Source organism: Streptomyces sp. GSL17-111, assembly GCF_037911585.1.
Lineage (GTDB): Bacteria > Actinomycetota > Actinomycetes > Streptomycetales > Streptomycetaceae > Streptomyces.
Genome location: NZ_JBAJNS010000001.1, coordinates 4,204,409 through 4,223,430 on the forward strand (window position 1 = coordinate 4,204,409; position 19,022 = coordinate 4,223,430).

The following is a 19,022-nucleotide window of genomic DNA, read 5'->3' on the forward strand; positions in this document are numbered from 1 at the left end:
ACGAGGAGCAGGAGATGACCAGAACCCCGGTCGGTGCCGCAGGCGCGGCCCCGGACGAGGAGCCGGGCGCCGAGGCGTTCGGCGCCTGGCTGCTGGAACGGCTCGCCGCCTACCTGGGCCGTTCGATCGGTCCCGACACTCCCTTCGCCGAGGCCGGGCTGGACTCCGTCGCCGCGCTCGGCCTGTACGGCGACATCGAGGAGAAGTACGGCCCCCTCATCGACCCCACCGACATCCAGCTCTACCCCACCGCCCGTGAGCTGGCCCGCTTCCTCGCCCTGCGGACGCCGCGCCCGCTGAACCGCCGCAGCCGGGTACGGGCCGCCTTCGTCTTCACCGGGCAGGGCTGCCAGCACCCGCACCTCACCTCGGGGCTGTACCTGCACTCGACCGGCTACCGGGGGCACCTGGAGGAGGCCGCCGACGCGCTCGTCCCCTTCCTGGGCGGACGCTCGGTGGTCGAGCTGATTCTCAGCGGCGACCCGGGCGTGCACCAGACGGCGTTCACCCAGCCCGTCCTCTTCGCCATCGGCTACGCCCTCGCGCGCATGCTGGAGGAGTCCGGGGCGCAGCCCGTCGCGGTGGCGGGCCACGGGGTCGGCGAGTACGCCGCCGCCGTCGTCGGCGGGGCGCTCCCGCTCCATGACGCCGCCCGTCTCGTGGCGTTGCGCGGCGCCTTCATGCAGCACCTGCCGGCCGGCGGCGGCATGCTGGCCACCGGCGCCACGGCCGAGCGGGCCACCGAGGCGGCGGCGGGCGAGGAGGACGTGAGCGTCAGCGCGTACAACGCGAACCGGGCCACCGTCCTGTCCGGCGGCCTGCCCGGGCTGGAGCGCGTCGCCGGACGGCTCGCCGCCGACGGCGTCGCCTGCCGGTACCTGCGGGTGGCGCACGCGTTCCAGTCCCCGTTGATGGAGCCCGTCGTGCCGCGCTTCGCGGCCGTCGCCCGCCGGGTGCCGGGCGGGCCGCCCCGGCTGCCGTTCTACTCGACGGTGACGGGTGCGGCGGCCGACGGGCCGCTGGACGCCGCGTACTGGACGCGGCAGATCACCGAGCCGGTGCGGTTCTCCGACGCCGTCCGGCACCTGGTGGCCGAGCAGCGCCCGACGCACCTGGTCGAGATCGGTCCCCGGCCCGTGCTGCTGCCCTTCCTGCGACGGCTTGCCGGCGCCGAGGGCCCGGCGTGCCTGCCGGTCTGCCGGGGGCCGCGGACCAACGCCGTGGACCTCGCCGGCGTCCTCTCCGCCCTGGAGGCGGGTCCCTTCGCGGGCGCGCTGGCCGCCTGACCGGCGCGCCGGCGGGCGACGAGGCCGGGCAACGCGAGAGGCCCCCACCTACGGCGGGGGCCTCACCGGTGCGCCGCCAGGGACTCGAACCCCGGACCCGCTGATTAAGAGTCAGCTGCTCTAACCAACTGAGCTAGCGGCGCGGACGTCCGTCATCCTACCGCGCTCCGAACGGTGCCTCCGACCTGTGACGGAGCACCCGTCCGAACGGGTGGGGGCTTCATCGCCGTGTGCTTCGTCACGGTTGGCCGGTGTCGAGCCATGCCCGCTTCGGCGAGCGCGCCGGGGCGGAGCGGGCTGGAACGGGCCAGGACCGACCAGGACCGGCCAGGGCGGTGGCCGCGTCGCCGTCAGGGCTTGAGCAGGACCTTGGTCCAGCCGTCCTCCCTGCGGTCGAAGCGCCGGTAGGCGTCCGGGGCCTCGGCCAGCGGAAGCCGTTGGGAGACCAGGAAGCTGGGGGTGGCCCGACCGGCGACGATCATGTCCCGCAGTTGCCGGTTGTAGCTCTTGACGTTGGCCTGGCCGGTGCCCATCCGCAGGCCCTTTTCGAAGAACTTGCCGATCCTGAAAAGCAGTTCACCCTTCTGCGCGGACTCGGTGGGACCCCCCGGGTCCGCCGGTACGTACAGTCCGACGACTCCGAGCATCCCGGTCGGGCGCACCGCCTCGACCAGGCTGTTGAGCACCAGCGCCGGCTGCTCCTCCCCCTCGGCCGCGGTCGCCTGATAGCCGACGGCGTCGATGCCCTTGTCCGTGCCCGCGCCGCCGGTCCCCTCCTTGATCTGCTCGACGGGGTCGCCCTGGCCGAAGTCGACGGGGATCGCGCCGATGCGCTCGGCCAGCCGCAGCCGGTCCGGCTGCTTGTCGACGACGAAGACCTCGGAGGCGCCGCGGAGGATCGAGGAGTAGGCCGCCATCAGCCCGACCGGTCCGGCGCCGAAGACGCACACCGACTCGCCCGGTGAGACCCGGGCCAGTTCGGCGGCGTGGTAGCCGGTGGGGAAGATGTCGGCCAGCAGCGCGAAGTCGTCCTCGTGCTCCTCGCCCTGGGGCAGTTGCAGGCAGTTGAAGTCGGCGAACGGCACGCGCAGGTACTCCGCCTGGCCGCCGCGGTAGGGGCCCATCGACACATAGCCGTACGCGCCGCCGGCGAAGCCCTCGTTGACGGTCAGGCAGAAGCCGGTCTGTCCGGCCAGGCAGTTCCGGCAGAAGCCGCAGGCGACGTTGAAGGGCAGGACGACCCGGTCGCCCTTGCGTACGGTGGCGACTCCGGTGCCGGTCTCCTGGACGATCCCCATGTTCTCGTGGCCGAACACGATGCCTGACTCCGCGTCCGTACGGCCCTCGTACATGTGCAGGTCGGATCCGCAGATGGCTGCCGTCGTGACCTTGATGACCACGTCGGTGGGGTCCTCGATCCGGGCATCCTCGACCTCCTCCACGGCCACGCTGAAGGGTTCCTTGTAGACGACCGCTTTCACTGATGCCTCCTCTGGTGGCGCACGGGTCTCCGTGCCGTGGAGACGCACGGAGACACACAGGGACGGCAAGATTTACCATGTTCGGCGCAAATACGGACGTATGGCCATCGAGGTGTCCCCGCCCGCGCCGGGCTCGCGGGCGGGGAGCGGGGCCGGGTTCAGGCGGCCAGCCGCCCGGCCTGAACCGCCGCCACGAAGGAGGCCCGACCGCCCGCCGGGAACACGAGTACCGGGCCGTGCGGCAGCTTGCTGTCCCGGACGGGGGCGACGGCGGCGAAGTCGTCGCAGACCTCCAGGCACGCGCCACCGCCGGAACACGCTTCAGTCAACGGCGTACCCGGACCAACGACCGACTGATTCAGACGAAAATACCTAGATGCACAGCGACAGCAGGACGGGCGCCGCCTGCTCGTTCAGCTTCCGCGCGGCCGAACGCAGTCGGTGGGCGTGCTGGATGGGCATGGACAGCGCGAGACAACCCACCGAGGCGCCCGCCGTCAGTGGCACCGCCGCGCACACCGTGCCGACCGCGTACTCCTGGAGGTCGAGCACCGGTACCGTCGGCGGCCGGCTGTCGAGCTCCGAGAACAGCGCCCGCTCGTTCGTCGTCGTGCGGGAGGTCAGCCGGATGGTCTTGTGCCGGGAGAGGTGGTCGCGGCGCCCGTCGTGGTCGAGCTGGGTGAGCAGCGCCTTGCCGACGGCACTGGCGTGCGCCGCCGCCCGGAAGTCCACCCACTCGGCGACCGGGGGCGCGTGCGCGCCCGCCGCGAACTGGGTGATCCGGACCTCCCCGTCCTCGTAGCGGCTGATGTAGACGGCGGCGCCGATGTCGTCGCGCAGCTCGGCCAGCTTGGACTGCAACTGCTGCCGCAGCTCGCGCCGGTGGTCACTGGAGGAGCTCAGCCGGCTCAGCGCCTCGCCGCAGACGTAGGCGCCGTCCGGCAGCCGCTCCACGTACTGCTCGGCGCGGAGCATCTCGAGCAGTTGGCCCAGCTCGGCGGGCGGCAGGCCCGCACGTCGGGCCAGCGCCTCGCGCGTTATGCCACCGCCCGTCCGGGAGACGGCCTCCAGCAGCCGCAGGGCGTACTGGACCGAGCGGAAGGGCACGGCGGGTACGGGCTTCGGCATCACCACGGTGGCCCCCTTGGAGGTTGTGACCGCTGGAGCTGTGACCGTCAGCGCCGTTGCTGTCGCGTCACGTCACGGGCGTGGCTTTCACGATAACCGCCAACCACCGACCCGGAACCGGTCGTTACGACGATCGGCATATGCCACTGACCTGGGAGGGCTCGGAATCGGGCCGGAAGCGTGGCCGAGACTCACGCGGCGGCCGTCCGCCGCACCACGAGGGAGAGCAGGACGGCGGGCGCGCACAGGGCGCCGACGGCCACCCACACGAGGTCGTAGCTGCCGAAGACGTCGCGGGCCACGCCGCCCAGCACGGCGATCGCCGCGGCCCCGACCTGGTGGCCCGTGCTGACCCAGCCGAAGACGATCGCGCTGTCCGCACCGTAGTGCTCCCGGCACAGCGCGATCACCGGCGGCACGGTGGCGAGGTCGAGCAGCCCGAAGAGCACGACGAAGACGAGCAGCGGCGGCTGGACCGTCGGCGCGAGCAGGGTCGGCAGGGCGAGCAGCAGGACGCCGCGCCCGGCGAAGTACGCCGCCAGCAGCCGCCGCGCGTCGTAGCGGTCGGTCAGCCAGCCCGACAGCAGGGTTCCGCCCACGTTGCAGAGCCCGAGGGCCGCGAGCAGGGACGCGGCGACGGTCGTGGGCATGCCGTGGTCGTGCGCGGCGGGGGTGAAGTGCGTCCACAGGATGCCGTTGGTCGAGGCGCCGCAGATCGCGAAGGCGCCCGCCAGCAGCCAGAAGGTGCCGGTGCGGGACGCCCGGCGCAGCACCCGCAGGGTGCGTCGTGCGGCGCCGGGGGTGGGCGGCGGCTTCGGCGCCACCGTCGGCGCGCCGTAGGGGGGCAGGCCGACGTCCGCCGGGTGGTCCCGCAGCAGCAGCGCGGCGAGCGGGGCGACGGCCAGGGCGGCCAGTCCCACCGTCACGACCGACGGCCGCCAGCCGAGGTTCGCCGTGATCCAGGCGAGGCCGGGCAGGAAGACGGTCTGCCCCACGACGCTCGCCGACGCCAGCGCCCCGGTGACGAGCCCCCGGCGACGGACGAACCAGCGCAGGGTGACCGTCGCGGCGAAGGCCATGGCCAGCGAGCCGGTGCCGAGGCCGACGAGCAGTCCCCAGTAGAGGGTCAGCTGCCAGGCGGCCGTCATCGTCGGGGTGAGGGCGGCGCCGGCGGCCATGAGGACCAGGGCACCGCCCACGACGCGCCGCATGCCGAACCGGTCCATGAGCGCGGCGGCGAAGGGCGCGGTCAGCCCGTACAGCACCATGTTGACGGAGACGGCGAAGCCGATCGAGCCCCGCGACCAGTCGTACTCCTCGTGCAGCGGGTCGACCAGGAGCCCGGGGAGCCCGGACAGCGCGCCGGTGACGGTGATCGCGAGCGCGGCGACGGCGGCCACCCACCACGCGCGGTGGAGACGGGGGCGTCCCGGGCCGGAGGGGCACTGCGGCGGGGTGGCCGGCGCCGGGGCCGGCGTCGTGAGCGAGGTCATGCGATCGATCCTCGGGTCCGGGCTCCGCCGGTTCGAGTGGCCTGATGGCCATGATGTGAAAGAATCGGGCCATGGCTCCAGTGAGCGCAGCGCTGCCGAACCACCCCCACCGTCCCCGGCACCGGGTGGCCGTCCTCGTCCGGGACGGCCTCCTGCCGATCGAACTGGGCCTCGTGCACCGGCTGTTCGGCACCGCGGAGGCGCCGGACAGCAGCCCGCTCTACGAGGTGGTCACGTGTGCGGCGGAGCCGGGGCAGGTCCGGACCGACACCGACGTCACCGTCGGCGTGGCGCACGGCCCGGAGATCCTGGCGGAGGCCGACACGGTCGTCATCCCGGCCGCCGACGAGGACTACGTGCGCGACGACACCGCGCTGGCCCCCGCCCTCCGCGCGGCCCTGGCCCGGATCCGGCCCGGCGCGCGCGTCGCCTCGATCTGCACCGGCGCCTTCGTGCTGGCCGCCGCCGGGCTGCTCGACGGACGGCGGGCCACCACGCACTGGAGCTCCGCCGACCAGTTCCGCGGCCTCTTCCCGGCCGTCCGCCTCGACCCGGACGTCCTCTACACCGACGACGCCGGGGTGCTCACCTCCGCCGGGGTCGCCGCCGGCATCGACCTGTGCCTGCACATGATCCGGTGCGATCACGGGACGGCCGTGGCCGGCGCCGTCGCCCGGCGCTCCGTCGTCCCGCCGCACCGGGAGGGCGGCCAGGCGCAGTTCATCCAGCGCCCGGTGCCGCGTGAGGTGGGCGCCGGGTCGACCGTGCGGGCCCGGGCCTGGGCCGTCGAGCGGCTGCACGAGCCGCTGACGCTGCGGCAGCTGGCCGCGCGGGAGGGCATGAGCGTGCGGACGTTCACCCGGCGCTTCCGGGAGGAGGTCGGTGTCTCGCCGGGCCGGTGGCTGGCCCAGCAGCGCGTGCAGCGGGCCCGGCACCTGCTGGAGGAGAGCGATCTGCCGGTGGACCGGGTGGCCGCCGAGGCCGGGTTCGGCACGGCCGTCTCCCTGCGGCAGCACCTCCAGGCCGCGCTCGGCGTCTCGCCGAGCGCCTACCGGACGACGTTCCGCGCCCCGGAGCGCGCGCCGGTCCCAGGGGACGGCTGAGCGCGCGGCCCCGCCGGGGTCGCGCGCTCAGCATGCCGTCCGTGCGTCGGTCAGAGGATGGCGCTCAGGAACTCCCGGGTGCGCTCGTGCTCCGGGTCGTTGAACATCTTCTCCGGCGGGCCGGACTCGATGACCTTGCCCTCGTTGAACATCAGCACGTCGTCGGAGATGTCCCGCGCGAAGCCCATCTCGTGGGTGACGCAGAGCATCGTGATGTCCGTGCTGTGGGCGATGTCGCGCAGCACGTCCAGCACACCCGCGACCAGCTCCGGGTCGAGCGCCGACGTCACCTCGTCCAGCAGCAGCACCTGCGGGCGCATCGCCAGCGCGCGGGCGATGGCCACGCGCTGCTGCTGGCCGCCGGAGAGCTGGAGCGGGTACTTGTCGATGTGCTCGGTCAGGCCCACCAGCTCCAGCAGGTCCCGGGCCCGCTCCTCGGCCTCGTCCTTCGACATGCCGAGCACGTGCACCGGCGCCTCGGTGATGTTGCGCAGCACCTTCATGTTGGGGAAGAGGTTGAACTGCTGGAAGACCATGCCGATCTTCTTGCGCACCTCGCGGACGTGCTTCTCACCCGCCGGGACGAGCTTGCCGCCCCGCTCCTCGTGCGTGAGGTAGTCGCCGTCGACGGTGATCGTGCCCTCGTCGGGCGTGAGCAGCGTCATGAGCAGCCGCAGGATCGTCGTCTTGCCGGAGCCCGAGGGCCCGATGAGCGTGACGTGCTTGCCGGCCGAGACGCTGAACTCCAGGCTGTCCAGCACGACGTTGTCACCGAAGCGCTTGGTGACGTTGTCGAAGCGGATCAGCTCGCTGCCCGTCGCTCTGGACTCGGGCTGTGCTGCGTCCTTCTGGGAAGGGGTGAAGTCACTGGACAAGACGACGCTCCAGGGCTCGGATCAGAAGTGAGGCCGGGTAGGCGATGACGATGAAGGCGATGCCCACCACCGTGTAGGCCTCGAAGGTGAAGGTGGCGTTGCTGAAGGCGCGGGCCTCGCCCAGCATCTCGAAGGCGCCGATGACCGCGATCATCGGCGAGTCCTTCAGCATGGCCACGACGTAGTTGCCGAGGGCCGGGACCACCCGGCGGAACGCCTGCGGCAGGATCACCGACGTCCACGTGCGGCGCCGCGGCAGACTCAGCGCGGTCGCGGCCTCCCACTGACCGGCGGGAACGCCGTCGATGCCGGCCCGGTACACCTCGGCGGTGTACGTGGAGTAGTGCAGGCCCAGGCCGATGATGCCGGTGGCGAGCGCGGACATCGAGATGCCCAGCTCGGGCACCACGTAGTACAGGAAGAACAGCTGCACCAGCAGCGGCGTGTTGCGGATGAACTCGGTGATCGAGAGCACCGGCCAGCTGATCCACTTGCGGTGCGAGCGCTGCAGGATGGCCCAGACGAGGCCGAGGGTGAAGGCCAGGAGGCTGCCGATGGCGAGCGCCTGGAAGGTGACGACCACACCGTCCCAGAAGTAGGGCATGAAGTCGCTGACGACGTCCCAGTTCCAGTTCATCCCTGGCCTCCCGCCGTGCCGGCCCGCGCCTGTGACATTTCACCCTCGGGGCTCAGCTTCCGGCTCAGCAGGCCGGAGAACGGTCCCTTCTTCGGGGTCTGACCCAGCCCGGCCTTCGCCTTGCGCTCCAGCGCGCGCATGCCCCGCGTCAGGGCGAACGCGATCACGAAGTAGCAGACGAGGAGCAGGGTGTAGGCCGGGGCGCTCTCGCTCGTGGCGAGCCGGGAGAGGTTCCCGGCGAACGTCATGTCCGCCACCGAGATGACCGAGACGAGCGCGGTGCCCTTGAGCAGCTCGATCAGCAGATTGTTGAACGGCGGGATCATCTCCGGCCACGCCTGCGGCAGCTCGATGCGGCGCAGCCGCTGGCCCCGGGTGAAGCTGAGGGCGATGCCCGCCTCCCGCTGGGCGGCCGTGACGGCCTGGAGCGCGCCGCGCACGATCTCCGAGCCGTAGGCGCCGTAGGTCAGGCCCAGGGCCAGGACGCCCGCCGCCATCGGCACGAACTGCCAGCCGAACATGAGCGGGAAGGCGAAGGCCATCCAGAGCATGAAGATCAGCGCGGAGGTGCCGCGGAAGATCTCGAAGTAGGTGCCGGCGACGAACCGCACGATCCACAGGCGGTGCGTGCGCGCGATGCCGACGCTGAACGCCACCAGGGCTGCCAGGGCGGCGCTGTAGACGGTCACCTGGATGGTGATCCACACGCCGGGCAGGAACCACTCGGTGAAGATGCCTGAACTCATGAGCACAGCTCCTCGGCGGTCAGGTCGGTCATCTCGGCCTTGGTGAAGCCGTAGGGCCTGACGATCTCGAGCAGCTCCTCGTAGTCGTTCTCCTTGAGCTTGTGCAGTTCCTCGTTGAAGGCGTCGCGCAGGTTCTTCTCCGACAGCCGGAAGGCGGTGCCCCCCGCGCCGTAGGCGGGTTCACCGTCGACGACCGGCTGGAAGGGCTCCGTGGACTCCGCACGGGTGCTGTTCTCCACCACTCCCTGGACGGTGACGTTCGTTCCGGCGAAGGCGTCCACCCGGCCCTGGACGACGGCGTCGAGCCCGGCGACCTGGTCGGGGAGGATGAGGACGTTCGAGATCCCGGCCGCCTCGGCGTAGGAGACCTGTGCGTACGCCTCGCCGCTGGCCAGCTTTAGGCCCTGGTCGGCGATGTCCTGGTAGCTCTGGATGTTGTTGGGGTTGCCCGCCGGGACGATGAACGCGTCGAGCATCAGGTAGTCCGGGTCGGAGAAGAGCACCTGCTCGCACCGGACGGGATTGATGTACATGCCCGCCGACACCACGTCGAACTGCTGGGCCTTGAGACCGGGGATCAGGGCGCTGAACTCGGTGGGCACCGGTTCGATCCGCGGCACGCCCAGCCGCTCGAAGATCACCTTGGCGATGGCCGGGGCCTCGCCCGCCGCCTCCCCCTCTGAGTTGATGTAACCGAACGGCGGCTCGTTCGCGATGCCGATCCGGACGTTCCCGCGATCCCGGAGCCTCTCCAGGAGATCGCCACCCTCCACTTCCCCCTCGGCGGGTGCCTTGCTGCACCCGGCTGCACCCAGAAGGCCCAGCGCCGCCGCTCCGCCGAGCAGCGTGCGGCGGCTGATGGGTCTCCCGATGCCACTGGATTCGCTCAATGTCTGGAACTTCCTCGGTGGTGGAGCCATGGGCGCGCGGCTACCCAGACGCGTTGAAGATATGCCCATCTCTTTCAGCCGTGATCAGGTGGTAACCCTGTCGTGCCCCGTTCGGGGTACGGGCGTGCGCCCAGGGGGTGTTGTGGGCCGTGGGCCCCACGGCGCGGACGCGGGGAGCGGGCCGCGTCCGCCGTCACGCGGCACGTCGGCGCGCGCCGTACCGAAGGCGAAACAACGGCTATGTCATGATTTGGCCCATGCGGACGTCCTGGCAGGCCGACGAGTGCGCGGCATCCGACCCCGGGGGAGCGGCGGGCCCCACGGCCGACACGGCGGCGGGCCGGCTCCTGCTCGCCCTCCGGCACGGCAACCAGCTCGCCTTCGACACCGGCCTCGCGGAGCTGGACTGCGACGAGCGCACGCGCGACCTCGTCGCCGCGCTGTGCCGGGTCGCCGGAGACGCCGTCCGCCGCGCCCACCCCGCGCCCGAGGCGGGCGACCGCGTCCTGCGCCGGCTGGCCGCGTCCGCCGCCGCCCCGCCGGGGGAGCGGTGGGTGGAGACGGACGAGGACGCCGCCCCGCACGTCGCCGTCCTCATCGAGGCCGTCGAGCAGAGCGACACCGAGGCCGTCCAGGACCTGGTGCGGGCCACTCCGGACACCACCTTCGTCCTCGGCAAGCTGGTGCACGCCGTGTCCCTCCTGCTCCCGGCCGTGCCCCGGCCGTACCTGCGCCGCGTGCTGGCCGAGCTGCGGGACCGGGACGCCGCCTGGTCACGGGCACCCCAGGACATCGGGTAGGATTTTCCTGCCGGTCACCGCACCGGCGTCCGCGCCGCTAGCTCAGTTGGTTAGAGCAGCTGACTCTTAATCAGCGGGTCCGGGGTTCGAGTCCCTGGCGGCGCACATGATCGAGGGCCCCCGCTCCGGCGGGGGCCCTCGGCGTTGCCCGGCGCGTGGTCGCGCCGTGGGCCGGGCGGCTGCCTCAGGAGGCCCGGCGGAACGAGAGCGTCTCGCCGATCGCGCCGGACCGCCACAGGTCCTGGCAGGCCTCGGCCATCCGGTCCAGCCCCTCCACCACGCCGCCCCACACGATGCCGGGCACCCAGCCGGCGTCGCCGTTGATCAGCAGGTTGTTCCGCTCGTAGAACAGCGCCAGGTCCACCACCGTCGCCCGCCCCTGGTGCCGGGCGTCCGTCTCGTAGCCGTAGGAGGCGGTGCCGAGCTGGACGTCGGTGAACGTGAAGTAGCACAGGTCGCCCGGGATCGGGGTGATCGTGGGGTTCTCCAGCGGCGGCTCCTCCGGGGCGAAGGGCGGCACCAGCGCGTAGATCTCGTTGCGCGCGTACTTGGCGTGGTAGACGTCCCCGCCGAGCGGAAGCGCGTCCCACACCGCGGCACAGGTGACGGGCGCGCGGTCGTCCAGCAGCTTGGCGGTGCAGCGCACCCCTCGCTTGTCGAGCGACACCTCGATGAAGCGGTCGGCCATCGTCTCTCCTTGGCGGGTCGGGCGGGTCGGGCGGGTCGGCGGAACGGCCGGACAGCGGGAACGGCCGCGATCAGGGGTGGGCCGCGCGCTCGGCCAGCAGCGGGGGCGCGGGCAGCCGGGGGAGCTCCGTGCCGTAGAGGGCGTGCGCCGCGCGCAGCACCAGCGCGTCGGAGTGCCGGGCCCCGACGAGCTGGACGCCGATCGGCAGCCCCGCGTCGTCCAGCCCGCACGGCACGCTGGCGGCGGGCTGCTGGGTGAGGTTGAAGGGGTAGCTGAAGGGCGTCCACTCCGTCCACCGCCGGTGCGGCGAGCCCTTCGGGACCTCCACGCCGATCTCGAACGCCGTGCCCGGCGTCGTCGGCGTCACGAGGAGGTCGTAGCGCTGGTGGAACGCGCCGAGCCGGGCCCCGAGCGCCATCCGGACGTCGACAGCCGCCAGGTAGTCCAGCGCCGAGTACCGGGCGCCCTCCTCGATCACCTCCCGCAGACCGGGGTCGAGCCGGGCGCGCTGCTCCGGGCCGAGGTGCTGGGTGACGCGGGCGGCCCCGCTGAACCACAGCACGTGGAAGGCGTCGACCGGGTCCTCGAAGCCCGGGTCGGCCTCCTCGACGTGGGCGCCGAGCTCCTCCAGCGTCTCCACGGCCCGCCGCACGGCGGCGGCGACCTGCGGCCGCACCGCCACCCGGCCGTCGAAGTCGGGGGAGTAGGCCACCCGCAGCCCGGCCACCCCGCCCGCCAGCTGGTCCCGGAAGCTGCCGGGGAACGGCGCGAGCGCCGACCAGTCCCGGGGGTCGCTCGCCCCGATGACGTCGAGCAGCAGTGCCGCGTCGGCCGCGTCCCGCGTCATCGGGCCGACGTGCGCGAGCGTCCCGAAGGCGCTCGCGGGGTACAGCGGCACCCGGCCGTAGGTGGGCTTGAGCGCGAAGATCCCGCTGAACGCCGCCGGGATGCGCACCGAGCCGCCGCCGTCGGTGCCCAGGGCCAGCGGCCCGGCCCCGAGCGCGACGGCCGCCGCCCCGCCGCCGCTGGAGCCGCCCGCCGTCCGGGCCGGGTCGTAGGGATTGCCGGTGGCGCCGTGCCGGGGGCTGTCGGTGACGCCCTTCCAGCCGAACTCCGGGGTGGTCGTCTTCCCGAGGAACACCGCGCCGTGCTCGCGCAGCCGCGCCACGGACGGGGCGTCCTCCTCCCAGGGTCCGGCGTCGGAGATCGTCCACGACCCCTTGTAGGTGGGCGCGCCGCGTTGCAGCAGGATGTCCTTGACCGTCACCGGGACGCCGTCCACCAGCCCGGCGGGCGCACCGCGCCGCCAGCGCTCCGCGGAGGCGCGCGCCTGTTCCAGTGCGGTGTCCCCGTCGATGCGCACGAAGGCGTTCACCCGGGGGTCGACGCCCTCGGCGCGCTCCAGCGCCGCCCGCGTGACCTCCACGGGCGAGAAGTCACCCGCGGCGTATCCCGCGACGAGCCGGCCCGCCGTCAGGGCGGTGAGATCGGTCAACGCGTCCTCCCGTCAGTGCGCCGGGACGTAGCCCAGCTGCTTGTCGACGATGTTGAGCAGCGGCCTGCCCGCCACCCAGTGGTCGAAGTTGTCGCAGAACTGCTCGGCGAGGTCGCGCCGCCAGCCCAGCGTGTCGCCGCTCATGTGCGGGGAGATCCACAGGCCCGGCACGTCCCACAGGGGACTGTCGGGGCCCAGGGGCTCCTCCCGGAGGACGTCCACGGCGGCCCCGCGCAGCCGTCCGGTGCCCAGCGCGTCGACGAGGTCGGCGGTGACGACGTGCGCGCCCCGGCCGATGTTGACGAACGCCGCCCCGTCCTTCATCCGGGCGAAGGCCTTCGCGTCGAAGAGGCCGTCCGTGGCGGGGGTGAGCGGGGCGGCGCAGACCACCCAGTCGGCTTCCGGGAGAAGGCCGTCCAAAGCCTCGAAGCCGTTCACGTGACCGAATTCCGCGTCCCCTTCCCGTGCCGTGCGGCCGACGAGTTCCACCGAGACGCCCAGGGCCAGCAACGTGCGGCCGATGGCCCTTCCGATCGGGCCCGACCCGACCACGACCGCGCGGGTTCCCCCGACCCGCATGGTCTCCCGATGCTGCCACCGGTGGGAACGCTGCAATTCCCATGAACCGGCAAAATCCTTGGCCATTGCCAGGACCCATCCGGTGACGTATTCGGCGATGGGCTGGTCGAAGACGCCCCGGGCATTGGTGATCACCGCGTCCGACCCCGCCAGCTCCGGCAGCAGCCGGTCCACGCCCGCGCTCGCGGTGTGCACCCAGGACGGCCGCGGACCGTCCCCGGGCCAGGCGCGTTTCACCGCGTCGGAGAGGAAGTTCCACACCAGCAGGACGTCGGCCTCGGGCAGTGCGGCGGCGAGCCCCTCCTCGTCGGTGCGGAGCACCCGCGCCCGCCCCGCCAACCGCCGGAGATCCGGTGGCGGGTCGTCGTCGAGCACCAGGACGCGGGGTTCTGCCATGGGTGGGAAACCTCTCGGAAACGGAGCGGTGATGGAGCGGTGATGGAGGAGCGGGATACTCGGTGGCACGGCCGGAGTACGGCGTCGGGTGAAGGATTGACCACGGTAGGGATCGGAAACTACCTTCGTCAATGAAGGCATCTGATCCTGCGTCTCCGGCTTTCCGCCGGTCTGCGTTTTCTCTCTGCTTCTCCTCTTGTTGCGGCTATTGGCCATCCCTGCGTCTGTTTGAGGGGCTCGCAATGGATGTCTCGTTTCTCGGCGGTCCCGGTCCACAGCGTGGTGTGGGGATCGTGGCCCCTTTCGATTTCGCGCTGGATCGCGAGCTGTGGCGCTGGGTCCCCGACGACGTCTCGCTCCACCTCACCCGGACCCCGTTCGTGCCCGTGGAGGTGAGTCTCGACCTCGCGCGGCTGGTCAGCGAGCACGCCACGCTGCGCGAGGCCGTCCAGGCCCTGACGGCCGTCTCCCCGGAGGTCGTCGCCTACGCCTGCACCTCGGGGTCGTTCGTCGGCGGGCAGGCCGGGGAACTGGCGATGTGCACGGCCATGAACCTCGCGGGCGAGACCCCGGCGCTGACCACCTCCGGCGCGCTGCTGCACGCGCTGCGCGAGATCGACGCCCGGCGCGTCGCCCTCGTCACGCCGTACACCAAGTCCGTCACCGACGCCCTGGAGGACTACCTGGGCGAGGCGGGCATCGAGGTCACCGGCCGCTGCTACCTGGGGCTCACGCGGGAGATCTGGCGCGTCCCCTACCGGGACGTCACGGGCATGGCCCGGGAGGCGACGGCGGAGGGCGAGCCGGACGCCCTGTTCATCAGCTGCACCAACCTCCCCACCTACGACGTCATTCCGCAGCTGGAGGCCGAGCTGCGGATGCCGGTGCTCTCCGCCAACCAGGTGACCGTCTGGTCCGCGCTGCGCAGCATCGGCAAGCAGGCCGTCGGCCCCTACCAGGCGTTGCTGGACCCGGTCGCCAGACGCGGCCCGGCCGCGATGTCCGGCCTGCCGTCACCGGGCGCGCCCGAGGAGGACGCGCGGGAGGTGCCCCACGCGCCCCCGGAGGTGGCCCTCGCGGGCTCGGCCCTGCCCGGACCGGAGCCGGAGCTGGCCGACCCCCTGGGCGAGCCGCCCTTCCCCGACGACCTGACGGGCGGCCAGCCGCCGCTCTGAGCACGGGCCCGTCCGAGCCCGTACCAGCCCCCACCTGCGACAGGAGTGGTTCATGCAGCACGCCGCCCGGCACCCGGCCCGGCACACCGTGGGGTTCCTCTACCCCGGGTACTCGGCCGAGGACGACTACCCGAGGCTGGAGGCCCTCCTCCGCGAGGCGGGGGCCGACGTCTCGCTGCCGCTGGTCCACACCGACATCGGAGAGGACGCGCACCGCGTCGACGCGCTGCTCGAAATGGGCTCCGCGCCCCGGCTCGCCGACGGCATGACGGCCCTGGCCGGCCGGGGCGCGCACGCCGTGGTGTGGTCGTGCACGAGCGCCAGCTTCGTCTTCGGCTGGGAGGGCGCGCACGAGCAGGTGCGCGCCCTGTCCGCCGTGGCCGGGCTGCCCGCGTCGAGCACGTCCTTCGCCTTCGCGCACGCGGTGCGGGCCCTGGGCGTCGGGCGGGTCGCCGTCGCCGCCACCTACCCGACGGACGTCGCCGAGCACTTCGGGGCGTTCCTCAAGGCCGCCGGGATCGAGGTCGTCTCGCTGCGGGGGAGCGGCATCATCACGGCGGCGGAGGTCGGTACCTGGGGCCGCGCGGAGGTGCTCGCGATGGCCACCGCCGGGGACCACGACGCGGCGGAGGCCGTGCTGCTGCCGGACACCGCGCTCCACAGCGCCGACCACCTCACCGAGCTGGAGGCGGCGCTCGGCAAGCCGGTGCTGACCGCCAACCAGGTCACCGTCTGGGAGGGGCTGCGACTGGCGGAGGTTGCGGTGCGCGCCGAGCGGCTGGGCGCCCTCTTCCGCTGACGCCCCCGGGCGCCTCCCGGACGGTCAGCGCGTGGAGCTGAGGAGGGCCGAGATGCGGTCGGCGGCGACGGGCTTGGAGTAGTGCCAGCCCTGTCCGGTGTCGCACCCGATCCGGCGCAGGCGCTCCGCCTGCGCCGGGCCCTCCACGCACTCGGCGGTGACCGTCAGCCCCAGCTTGTGCGCGAGGTCGACCAGGGACGTCACGATCGTCTCGTCGGCCTGGTTGGTGCGCCGTGCGCTGCCGTGCTGGAAGCCGCGCACGAACGTGCCGTCCAGCTTCAGGGCCCGCACCGGCAGCCGGCTCAGGTAGGCGAGGTTCGAGTAGCCGGTGCCGAAGTCGTCGATGGCGATGCGCACGCCCATCTCGGACAGGGCCTGGAGGGCCCGCAGCGGGCGGCCCGCCGAGCCCATCACCTCGTTCTCGGTCAGTTCCAGTTGCAGCAGGCCCGGCGGCAGCCCGGTCTCGCGCAGGACGTCAGCGACGTCGGCGACGAGGTCGGAGTCCCACACCTGACGCACGGCGACGTTCACCGAGACGTACAGCGGCACGCCCGCGTGCTCCAGCTGCCAGCGCCGGGCCTGGCGGCACGACTCGGCCAGCGCCCACCGGCCGAGCGGCACGATGGCGCCGTTCTCCTCGGCGAGCCCGATGAAGTCCTTCGGACCGATCATCCCGAACTGGGGGTGCCGCCAGCGGACCAGCGCCTCGACGCCGCGCAGCGTCTCGTCGGCCAGACCGACGATGGGCTGGAACTCCAACGCGAACTCGCCCCGGTCCACGGCGGGCCGCAGGGTGCTGGACAGGGCCTGCCGGGTCATGCGGTGGGCGTTGCGCTCGGGGTCGAAGAGCGTCCAGCGCGCCTTGCCGTCGGCCTTCGCCCAGTAGAGCGTGGTGTCGGCGGCCTGCATCAGCTCGGTGGCGCTCGTCCCCGTGGTGGGGCGCTCGACGACACCGATGCTGGCGGAGACGGTGTGCCGCTGCCCGGCCAGCCGGAAGGGGCGCGTCTGGAGCTCGGCGAGGACGGCGTCGGCGAGGTCCGTCAGCTGCCGCGTGCCGGTGGAGCCCTCCACCAGCAGAGCGAACTCGTCCCCGCCGAGCCGGGCGACGAGGTGTCCGCCGCGCGGCCCGGTCGCGCAGTGCACCAGCCGCTGCGCGACGAGGTCGAGCAGCTCGTCGCCCGCGCGGTGCCCGAGGGTGTCGTTGACCGCCTTGAAGCCGTCCAGGTCGAGGTAGCACAGGCCGATCCGGCCGGTGGCGCTGTCGGTCAGGGCGGCGGCCAGCCGCTCGAAGAAGAGCACGCGGTTGGGCAGCTTCGTCACCGGGTCGTGCATCTCCAGGTGGCGCAGCCGCTCGCGCAGTTCGCGGTGCTCGCTCACGTCGGTGACGGACAGCAGGGCGGCGGAGCCGGGCGGCCCGGCGGCGACCAGGCTGACCTCCGCCCACAGCAGGGTTCCGTCGGGGTGCTTGAGTCGCCGGGTGCAGCGCACCTCGGTCCGCTCGCCCCTCAGGACGGCCGCGCAGGCGGCGCGGGTGCGGCGGTCCAGCCCCAGGTGCGTCAGCTCGGTCAGCGGCAGCCCGTCGAGCGTCCGGGCGGGGGTGTCCAGGAGCCGGGTGAACGCCGGGTTGGCGGCGACGATCCGGCCCGCCCGGTCGACGAGGGCCATCGCCAGCCGGGCGCTGTCGAAGGCGGCACGGAAGCACGGGTCATGGTGACTCTCCGTGGTGGGGTGCGGTGGGGCTCCGGTGGCGTGCGGGCCGTCGCCCGGCGCGTCCAGGGTTGCGTTCACCGATCGCTCCCGGAGGGTCTGGTCACTGGAAAGTCAGCCGATCATAGGGGCTTTCGGGTGGAGCGGGCCAGCAGCGCCCACCGCCGGGGCACCCGTCAAGGGGACGGGAGCGCACGTCAGTACGACCCTCTCGGGGCGTGCGGACGGCGCACGGGGTGATGACGTTGGGTGATGTTGCGGCCATGGCCCGCCCGGCCTAGTCCAACGCGACGAAACGGTGCATATCGTCACAGAGTGGACGAGGAATCGGCATCCCGACCGGGCCTGTTTCTCGGAGGTTCCCGTGCGATCGACGCGCCTCGCACCCCCTGTGCACCGGCTGTTCCGGATACCGGCGGGCGGGCCGCCGCGCCACCGGTCACCTCGGCGCGCGGGGCGGGGACGGCTGCGCCGTTCGGGGTCGGTCCTCACCGTCCTCGCCGCCGTGGCCGGCACCTCCTCCTTCGCGGGCCCCGCCACCGACGCCGACCGCACGCCGCCCTGTGCGCTCCAGCGGACCGACGCCCACCACTCGCTGGGGCTCGACACCTGGAACGACGCCTACGTGCGCCCCGAGCGCACCGTCGACGCGATGATGGTGTTCCTCTCCTTCCCCGACTCCGTCCCGCTGATCACGCCGGGCCGGCTCGCCGCCGACCACTTCCCCGCCACCGGCACCTTCTTCGAGCGCGCCTCCTACGGCCGCTTCGACCTGCGCCTGCACGCGGCCTTCCACTGGACCGAGATGCCCTCCCCCTCCGAGCGCTACGGCATAGCGCGTGACTGGGACGCCGAGGACCGGGCCGCCTACCTCCGCGACGCCATCGACGTCGTCGACCCGCAGCTCGACTTCGGCGACTACGACGTCGTCTACTTCGTGGCCGACCCCGACGCGCCGGGCGTGGACTCCGACGCGACGAAGGTCGTCAACTTCCGCGAGCCCGTCTCCGTGGACGGCACCGAGCTGCGCCGCATCGTGACCGTCTTCGAGCGGTTCCCCGCCGACCGCAACGTCCTGGCCCACGAGACCGGGCACGTCTTCGACCTGCCCGACCTCTACAACCGGCCGCAGGACGGCAAGGGCGACTGGGACACCTACGTCGGCGACTGGGACCTGATGGGCAGCCAGTTCGGACTGGCCCCCGATCCCTTCGGGTGGCACAAGTGGAAGCTCGGCTGGCTGGACGACGAGCAGGTGGACTGTGTCGGCGGCCCCGGCACCTCGATCCACGCCCTCCAGCCGCTGGGCCGCGCGCCGGGCGGCCCCGGCCCGGGCGGTGGGACCCGGCTGGCCGTCGCGCGCACCGGACCGAGCGAGGTCGTCGTCGCCGAGGTGCGTGAGCCCGTCGGCAACGACGAGCGGCTGTGCCGGTCCGGGGTGCTGGTCTACCGGGTGCGCAGCGACACCGCGTCGGCGGGCGGTCCCGTCGAGGTGCTCGACGGCCACCCGGGCACGGCGGCCTGCCGCAGCACCTCCGTCCACGCCCCGCTCGCGGACGCGCCGCTCGGGGTGGGGGAGAGCCTGTCCGTGGACGACGGCGCCGTGCGGATCACCGCCCTGGACCGCTCCCCGACGGGGGAGTGGACGGTGCGGATCACCCGGACCTGACCGCCGGCCGACGGGAGCGCGCCCGCGCCGCACACGCGCGAAGGCCCTCCGCTGCTGCGGAGGGCCTTCGGCTGT

Annotated in this window: 18 protein-coding genes and 2 tRNA genes; 7 read left to right on the forward strand and 13 right to left on the reverse strand. The window is 72.9% G+C overall.

Translation table 11 applies throughout. The features are described from left to right. Positions 1–14: 14 nt before the first annotated feature. A complete protein-coding gene (locus V6D49_RS18780) occupies positions 15–1,286 on the forward strand; it encodes an acyltransferase domain-containing protein (protein ID WP_340561294.1) in 1,272 nt (423 codons plus the stop codon). A 69-nt stretch (positions 1,287–1,355) separates the two neighbouring features. Here V6D49_RS18780 and V6D49_RS18785 read toward each other — a convergent pair. The 5 genes from V6D49_RS18785 to V6D49_RS18805 all read right to left on the reverse strand — a co-directional run bounded on the left by V6D49_RS18785 (position 1,356) and on the right by V6D49_RS18805 (position 5,388). Beyond that, positions 1,356–1,429, reverse strand: a tRNA-Lys gene (locus V6D49_RS18785). 207 nt (positions 1,430–1,636) lie between these two features. Then, positions 1,637–2,767 carry a glutathione-independent formaldehyde dehydrogenase gene (locus V6D49_RS18790; protein WP_340561296.1) on the reverse strand — a complete coding sequence of 377 codons (1,131 nt, stop codon included), beginning with the start codon at positions 2,765–2,767 and terminating at the stop codon, positions 1,637–1,639. A 158-nt stretch (positions 2,768–2,925) separates the two neighbouring features. After that, on the reverse strand, positions 2,926–3,096 hold the full coding sequence (locus V6D49_RS18795) for a DUF397 domain-containing protein (protein WP_340561297.1): 171 nt from the start codon (positions 3,094–3,096) through the stop codon (positions 2,926–2,928). A gap of 43 nt (positions 3,097–3,139) precedes the next feature. Then, on the reverse strand, positions 3,140–3,898 hold the full coding sequence (locus V6D49_RS18800; RefSeq protein WP_340564122.1) for an IclR family transcriptional regulator: 759 nt from the start codon (positions 3,896–3,898) through the stop codon (positions 3,140–3,142). A 188-nt stretch (positions 3,899–4,086) separates the two neighbouring features. After that, positions 4,087–5,388, reverse strand: a complete 1,302-nt coding sequence (locus tag V6D49_RS18805) for an MFS transporter (RefSeq protein WP_340561298.1) — start codon at positions 5,386–5,388, stop codon at positions 4,087–4,089. A gap of 71 nt (positions 5,389–5,459) precedes the next feature. Here V6D49_RS18805 and V6D49_RS18810 point away from each other — a divergent pair, with 71 nt between their 5' ends. Continuing rightward, the gene (locus V6D49_RS18810) at positions 5,460–6,491 is read left to right on the forward strand and encodes a GlxA family transcriptional regulator (protein ID WP_340561300.1); all 1,032 of its coding nucleotides are present in this window, start codon (positions 5,460–5,462) and stop codon (positions 6,489–6,491) included. A 50-nt stretch (positions 6,492–6,541) separates the two neighbouring features. Here V6D49_RS18810 and ehuA read toward each other — a convergent pair whose 3' ends face one another. The 4 genes from ehuA to ehuB are packed head-to-tail and all read right to left on the reverse strand — an operon-like array spanning position 6,542 to position 9,669. Then, on the reverse strand, positions 6,542–7,366 hold the full coding sequence (ehuA, locus tag V6D49_RS18815; RefSeq protein ID WP_340561301.1) for an ectoine/hydroxyectoine ABC transporter ATP-binding protein EhuA: 825 nt from the start codon (positions 7,364–7,366) through the stop codon (positions 6,542–6,544). Then, on the reverse strand, positions 7,356–8,003 hold the full coding sequence (gene ehuD / locus V6D49_RS18820; protein WP_340561302.1) for an ectoine/hydroxyectoine ABC transporter permease subunit EhuD: 648 nt from the start codon (positions 8,001–8,003) through the stop codon (positions 7,356–7,358). Before ehuD ends, ehuA begins: the two co-directional genes overlap by 11 nt. Further along, positions 8,000–8,749, reverse strand: a complete 750-nt coding sequence (gene ehuC / locus V6D49_RS18825; protein WP_340561304.1) for an ectoine/hydroxyectoine ABC transporter permease subunit EhuC — start codon at positions 8,747–8,749, stop codon at positions 8,000–8,002. The genes ehuD and ehuC overlap by 4 nt, the downstream gene beginning before the upstream one ends. After that, complete coding sequence (gene ehuB, locus V6D49_RS18830) at positions 8,746–9,669, reverse strand: ectoine/hydroxyectoine ABC transporter substrate-binding protein EhuB (RefSeq protein WP_340561306.1); 924 nt, start codon at positions 9,667–9,669, stop codon at positions 8,746–8,748. The genes ehuC and ehuB overlap by 4 nt, the downstream gene beginning before the upstream one ends. Positions 9,670–9,896: 227 nt before the next feature. Between ehuB and V6D49_RS18835 the strand changes: the two genes are divergently transcribed. Together V6D49_RS18835 and V6D49_RS18840 are read left to right on the forward strand one after the other, a co-directional pair. Next, the gene (locus V6D49_RS18835; RefSeq protein ID WP_340561308.1) at positions 9,897–10,439 is read left to right on the forward strand and encodes a hypothetical protein; all 543 of its coding nucleotides are present in this window, start codon (positions 9,897–9,899) and stop codon (positions 10,437–10,439) included. A gap of 31 nt (positions 10,440–10,470) precedes the next feature. Next, positions 10,471–10,544 (forward strand) — tRNA-Lys (locus V6D49_RS18840). A 79-nt stretch (positions 10,545–10,623) separates the two neighbouring features. Here V6D49_RS18840 and V6D49_RS18845 read toward each other — a convergent pair. The 3 genes from V6D49_RS18845 to V6D49_RS18855 form a co-directional block, all read right to left on the reverse strand. After that, a complete protein-coding gene (locus V6D49_RS18845; protein ID WP_340561310.1) occupies positions 10,624–11,127 on the reverse strand; it encodes a DUF3830 family protein in 504 nt (167 codons plus the stop codon). A 70-nt stretch (positions 11,128–11,197) separates the two neighbouring features. Next, positions 11,198–12,622: an amidase gene (locus V6D49_RS18850; RefSeq protein WP_340561311.1), complete on the reverse strand. Its 1,425-nt coding sequence runs from the start codon at positions 12,620–12,622 to the stop codon at positions 11,198–11,200. Between the two features lie 12 nt (positions 12,623–12,634). Next, positions 12,635–13,597, reverse strand: coding sequence for a D-2-hydroxyacid dehydrogenase (locus V6D49_RS18855; protein WP_340561312.1), 963 nt, complete (start codon positions 13,595–13,597; stop codon positions 12,635–12,637). Between the two features lie 242 nt (positions 13,598–13,839). On the opposite strand from V6D49_RS18855, the gene V6D49_RS18860 reads away from it, so the two are divergent. Both V6D49_RS18860 and V6D49_RS18865 read left to right on the forward strand, forming a co-directional pair. Next, a complete protein-coding gene (locus V6D49_RS18860; RefSeq protein WP_340561313.1) occupies positions 13,840–14,772 on the forward strand; it encodes a maleate cis-trans isomerase family protein in 933 nt (310 codons plus the stop codon). A gap of 52 nt (positions 14,773–14,824) precedes the next feature. Next, positions 14,825–15,571, forward strand: coding sequence for a maleate cis-trans isomerase family protein (locus V6D49_RS18865; RefSeq protein ID WP_340561315.1), 747 nt, complete (start codon positions 14,825–14,827; stop codon positions 15,569–15,571). Positions 15,572–15,595: 24 nt separating this feature from the next. Here the strand turns inward: V6D49_RS18865 and V6D49_RS18870 are convergent, their stop codons facing one another. Then, the gene (locus V6D49_RS18870) at positions 15,596–17,359 is read right to left on the reverse strand and encodes a putative bifunctional diguanylate cyclase/phosphodiesterase (RefSeq protein ID WP_340561317.1); all 1,764 of its coding nucleotides are present in this window, start codon (positions 17,357–17,359) and stop codon (positions 15,596–15,598) included. Between the two features lie 328 nt (positions 17,360–17,687). Here V6D49_RS18870 and V6D49_RS18875 point away from each other — a divergent pair, with 328 nt between their 5' ends. Next, complete coding sequence (locus V6D49_RS18875; RefSeq protein ID WP_445330653.1) at positions 17,688–18,947, forward strand: M6 family metalloprotease domain-containing protein; 1,260 nt, start codon at positions 17,688–17,690, stop codon at positions 18,945–18,947. Positions 18,948–19,022 lie beyond the last annotated feature (75 nt).

Coding starts and splice junctions, on each gene's coding strand:
- V6D49_RS18835 (WP_340561308.1), top strand. CDS start 9,897: ATGCGGACGTCCTGGCAGGCCGACGAGTGCGCGGCATCCGACCCCGGG.
- V6D49_RS18845 (WP_340561310.1), bottom strand. CDS start 11,127: ATGGCCGACCGCTTCATCGAGGTGTCGCTCGACAAGCGAGGGGTGCGC.
- V6D49_RS18780 (WP_340561294.1), top strand. CDS start 15: ATGACCAGAACCCCGGTCGGTGCCGCAGGCGCGGCCCCGGACGAGGAG.
- ehuB (WP_340561306.1), bottom strand. CDS start 9,669: ATGGCTCCACCACCGAGGAAGTTCCAGACATTGAGCGAATCCAGTGGC.
- V6D49_RS18855 (WP_340561312.1), bottom strand. CDS start 13,597: ATGGCAGAACCCCGCGTCCTGGTGCTCGACGACGACCCGCCACCGGAT.
- V6D49_RS18810 (WP_340561300.1), top strand. CDS start 5,460: ATGGCTCCAGTGAGCGCAGCGCTGCCGAACCACCCCCACCGTCCCCGG.
- V6D49_RS18805 (WP_340561298.1), bottom strand. CDS start 5,388: ATGACCTCGCTCACGACGCCGGCCCCGGCGCCGGCCACCCCGCCGCAG.
- V6D49_RS18865 (WP_340561315.1), top strand. CDS start 14,825: ATGCAGCACGCCGCCCGGCACCCGGCCCGGCACACCGTGGGGTTCCTC.
- ehuC (WP_340561304.1), bottom strand. CDS start 8,749: ATGAGTTCAGGCATCTTCACCGAGTGGTTCCTGCCCGGCGTGTGGATC.
- V6D49_RS18860 (WP_340561313.1), top strand. CDS start 13,840: ATGGATGTCTCGTTTCTCGGCGGTCCCGGTCCACAGCGTGGTGTGGGG.
- ehuD (WP_340561302.1), bottom strand. CDS start 8,003: ATGAACTGGAACTGGGACGTCGTCAGCGACTTCATGCCCTACTTCTGG.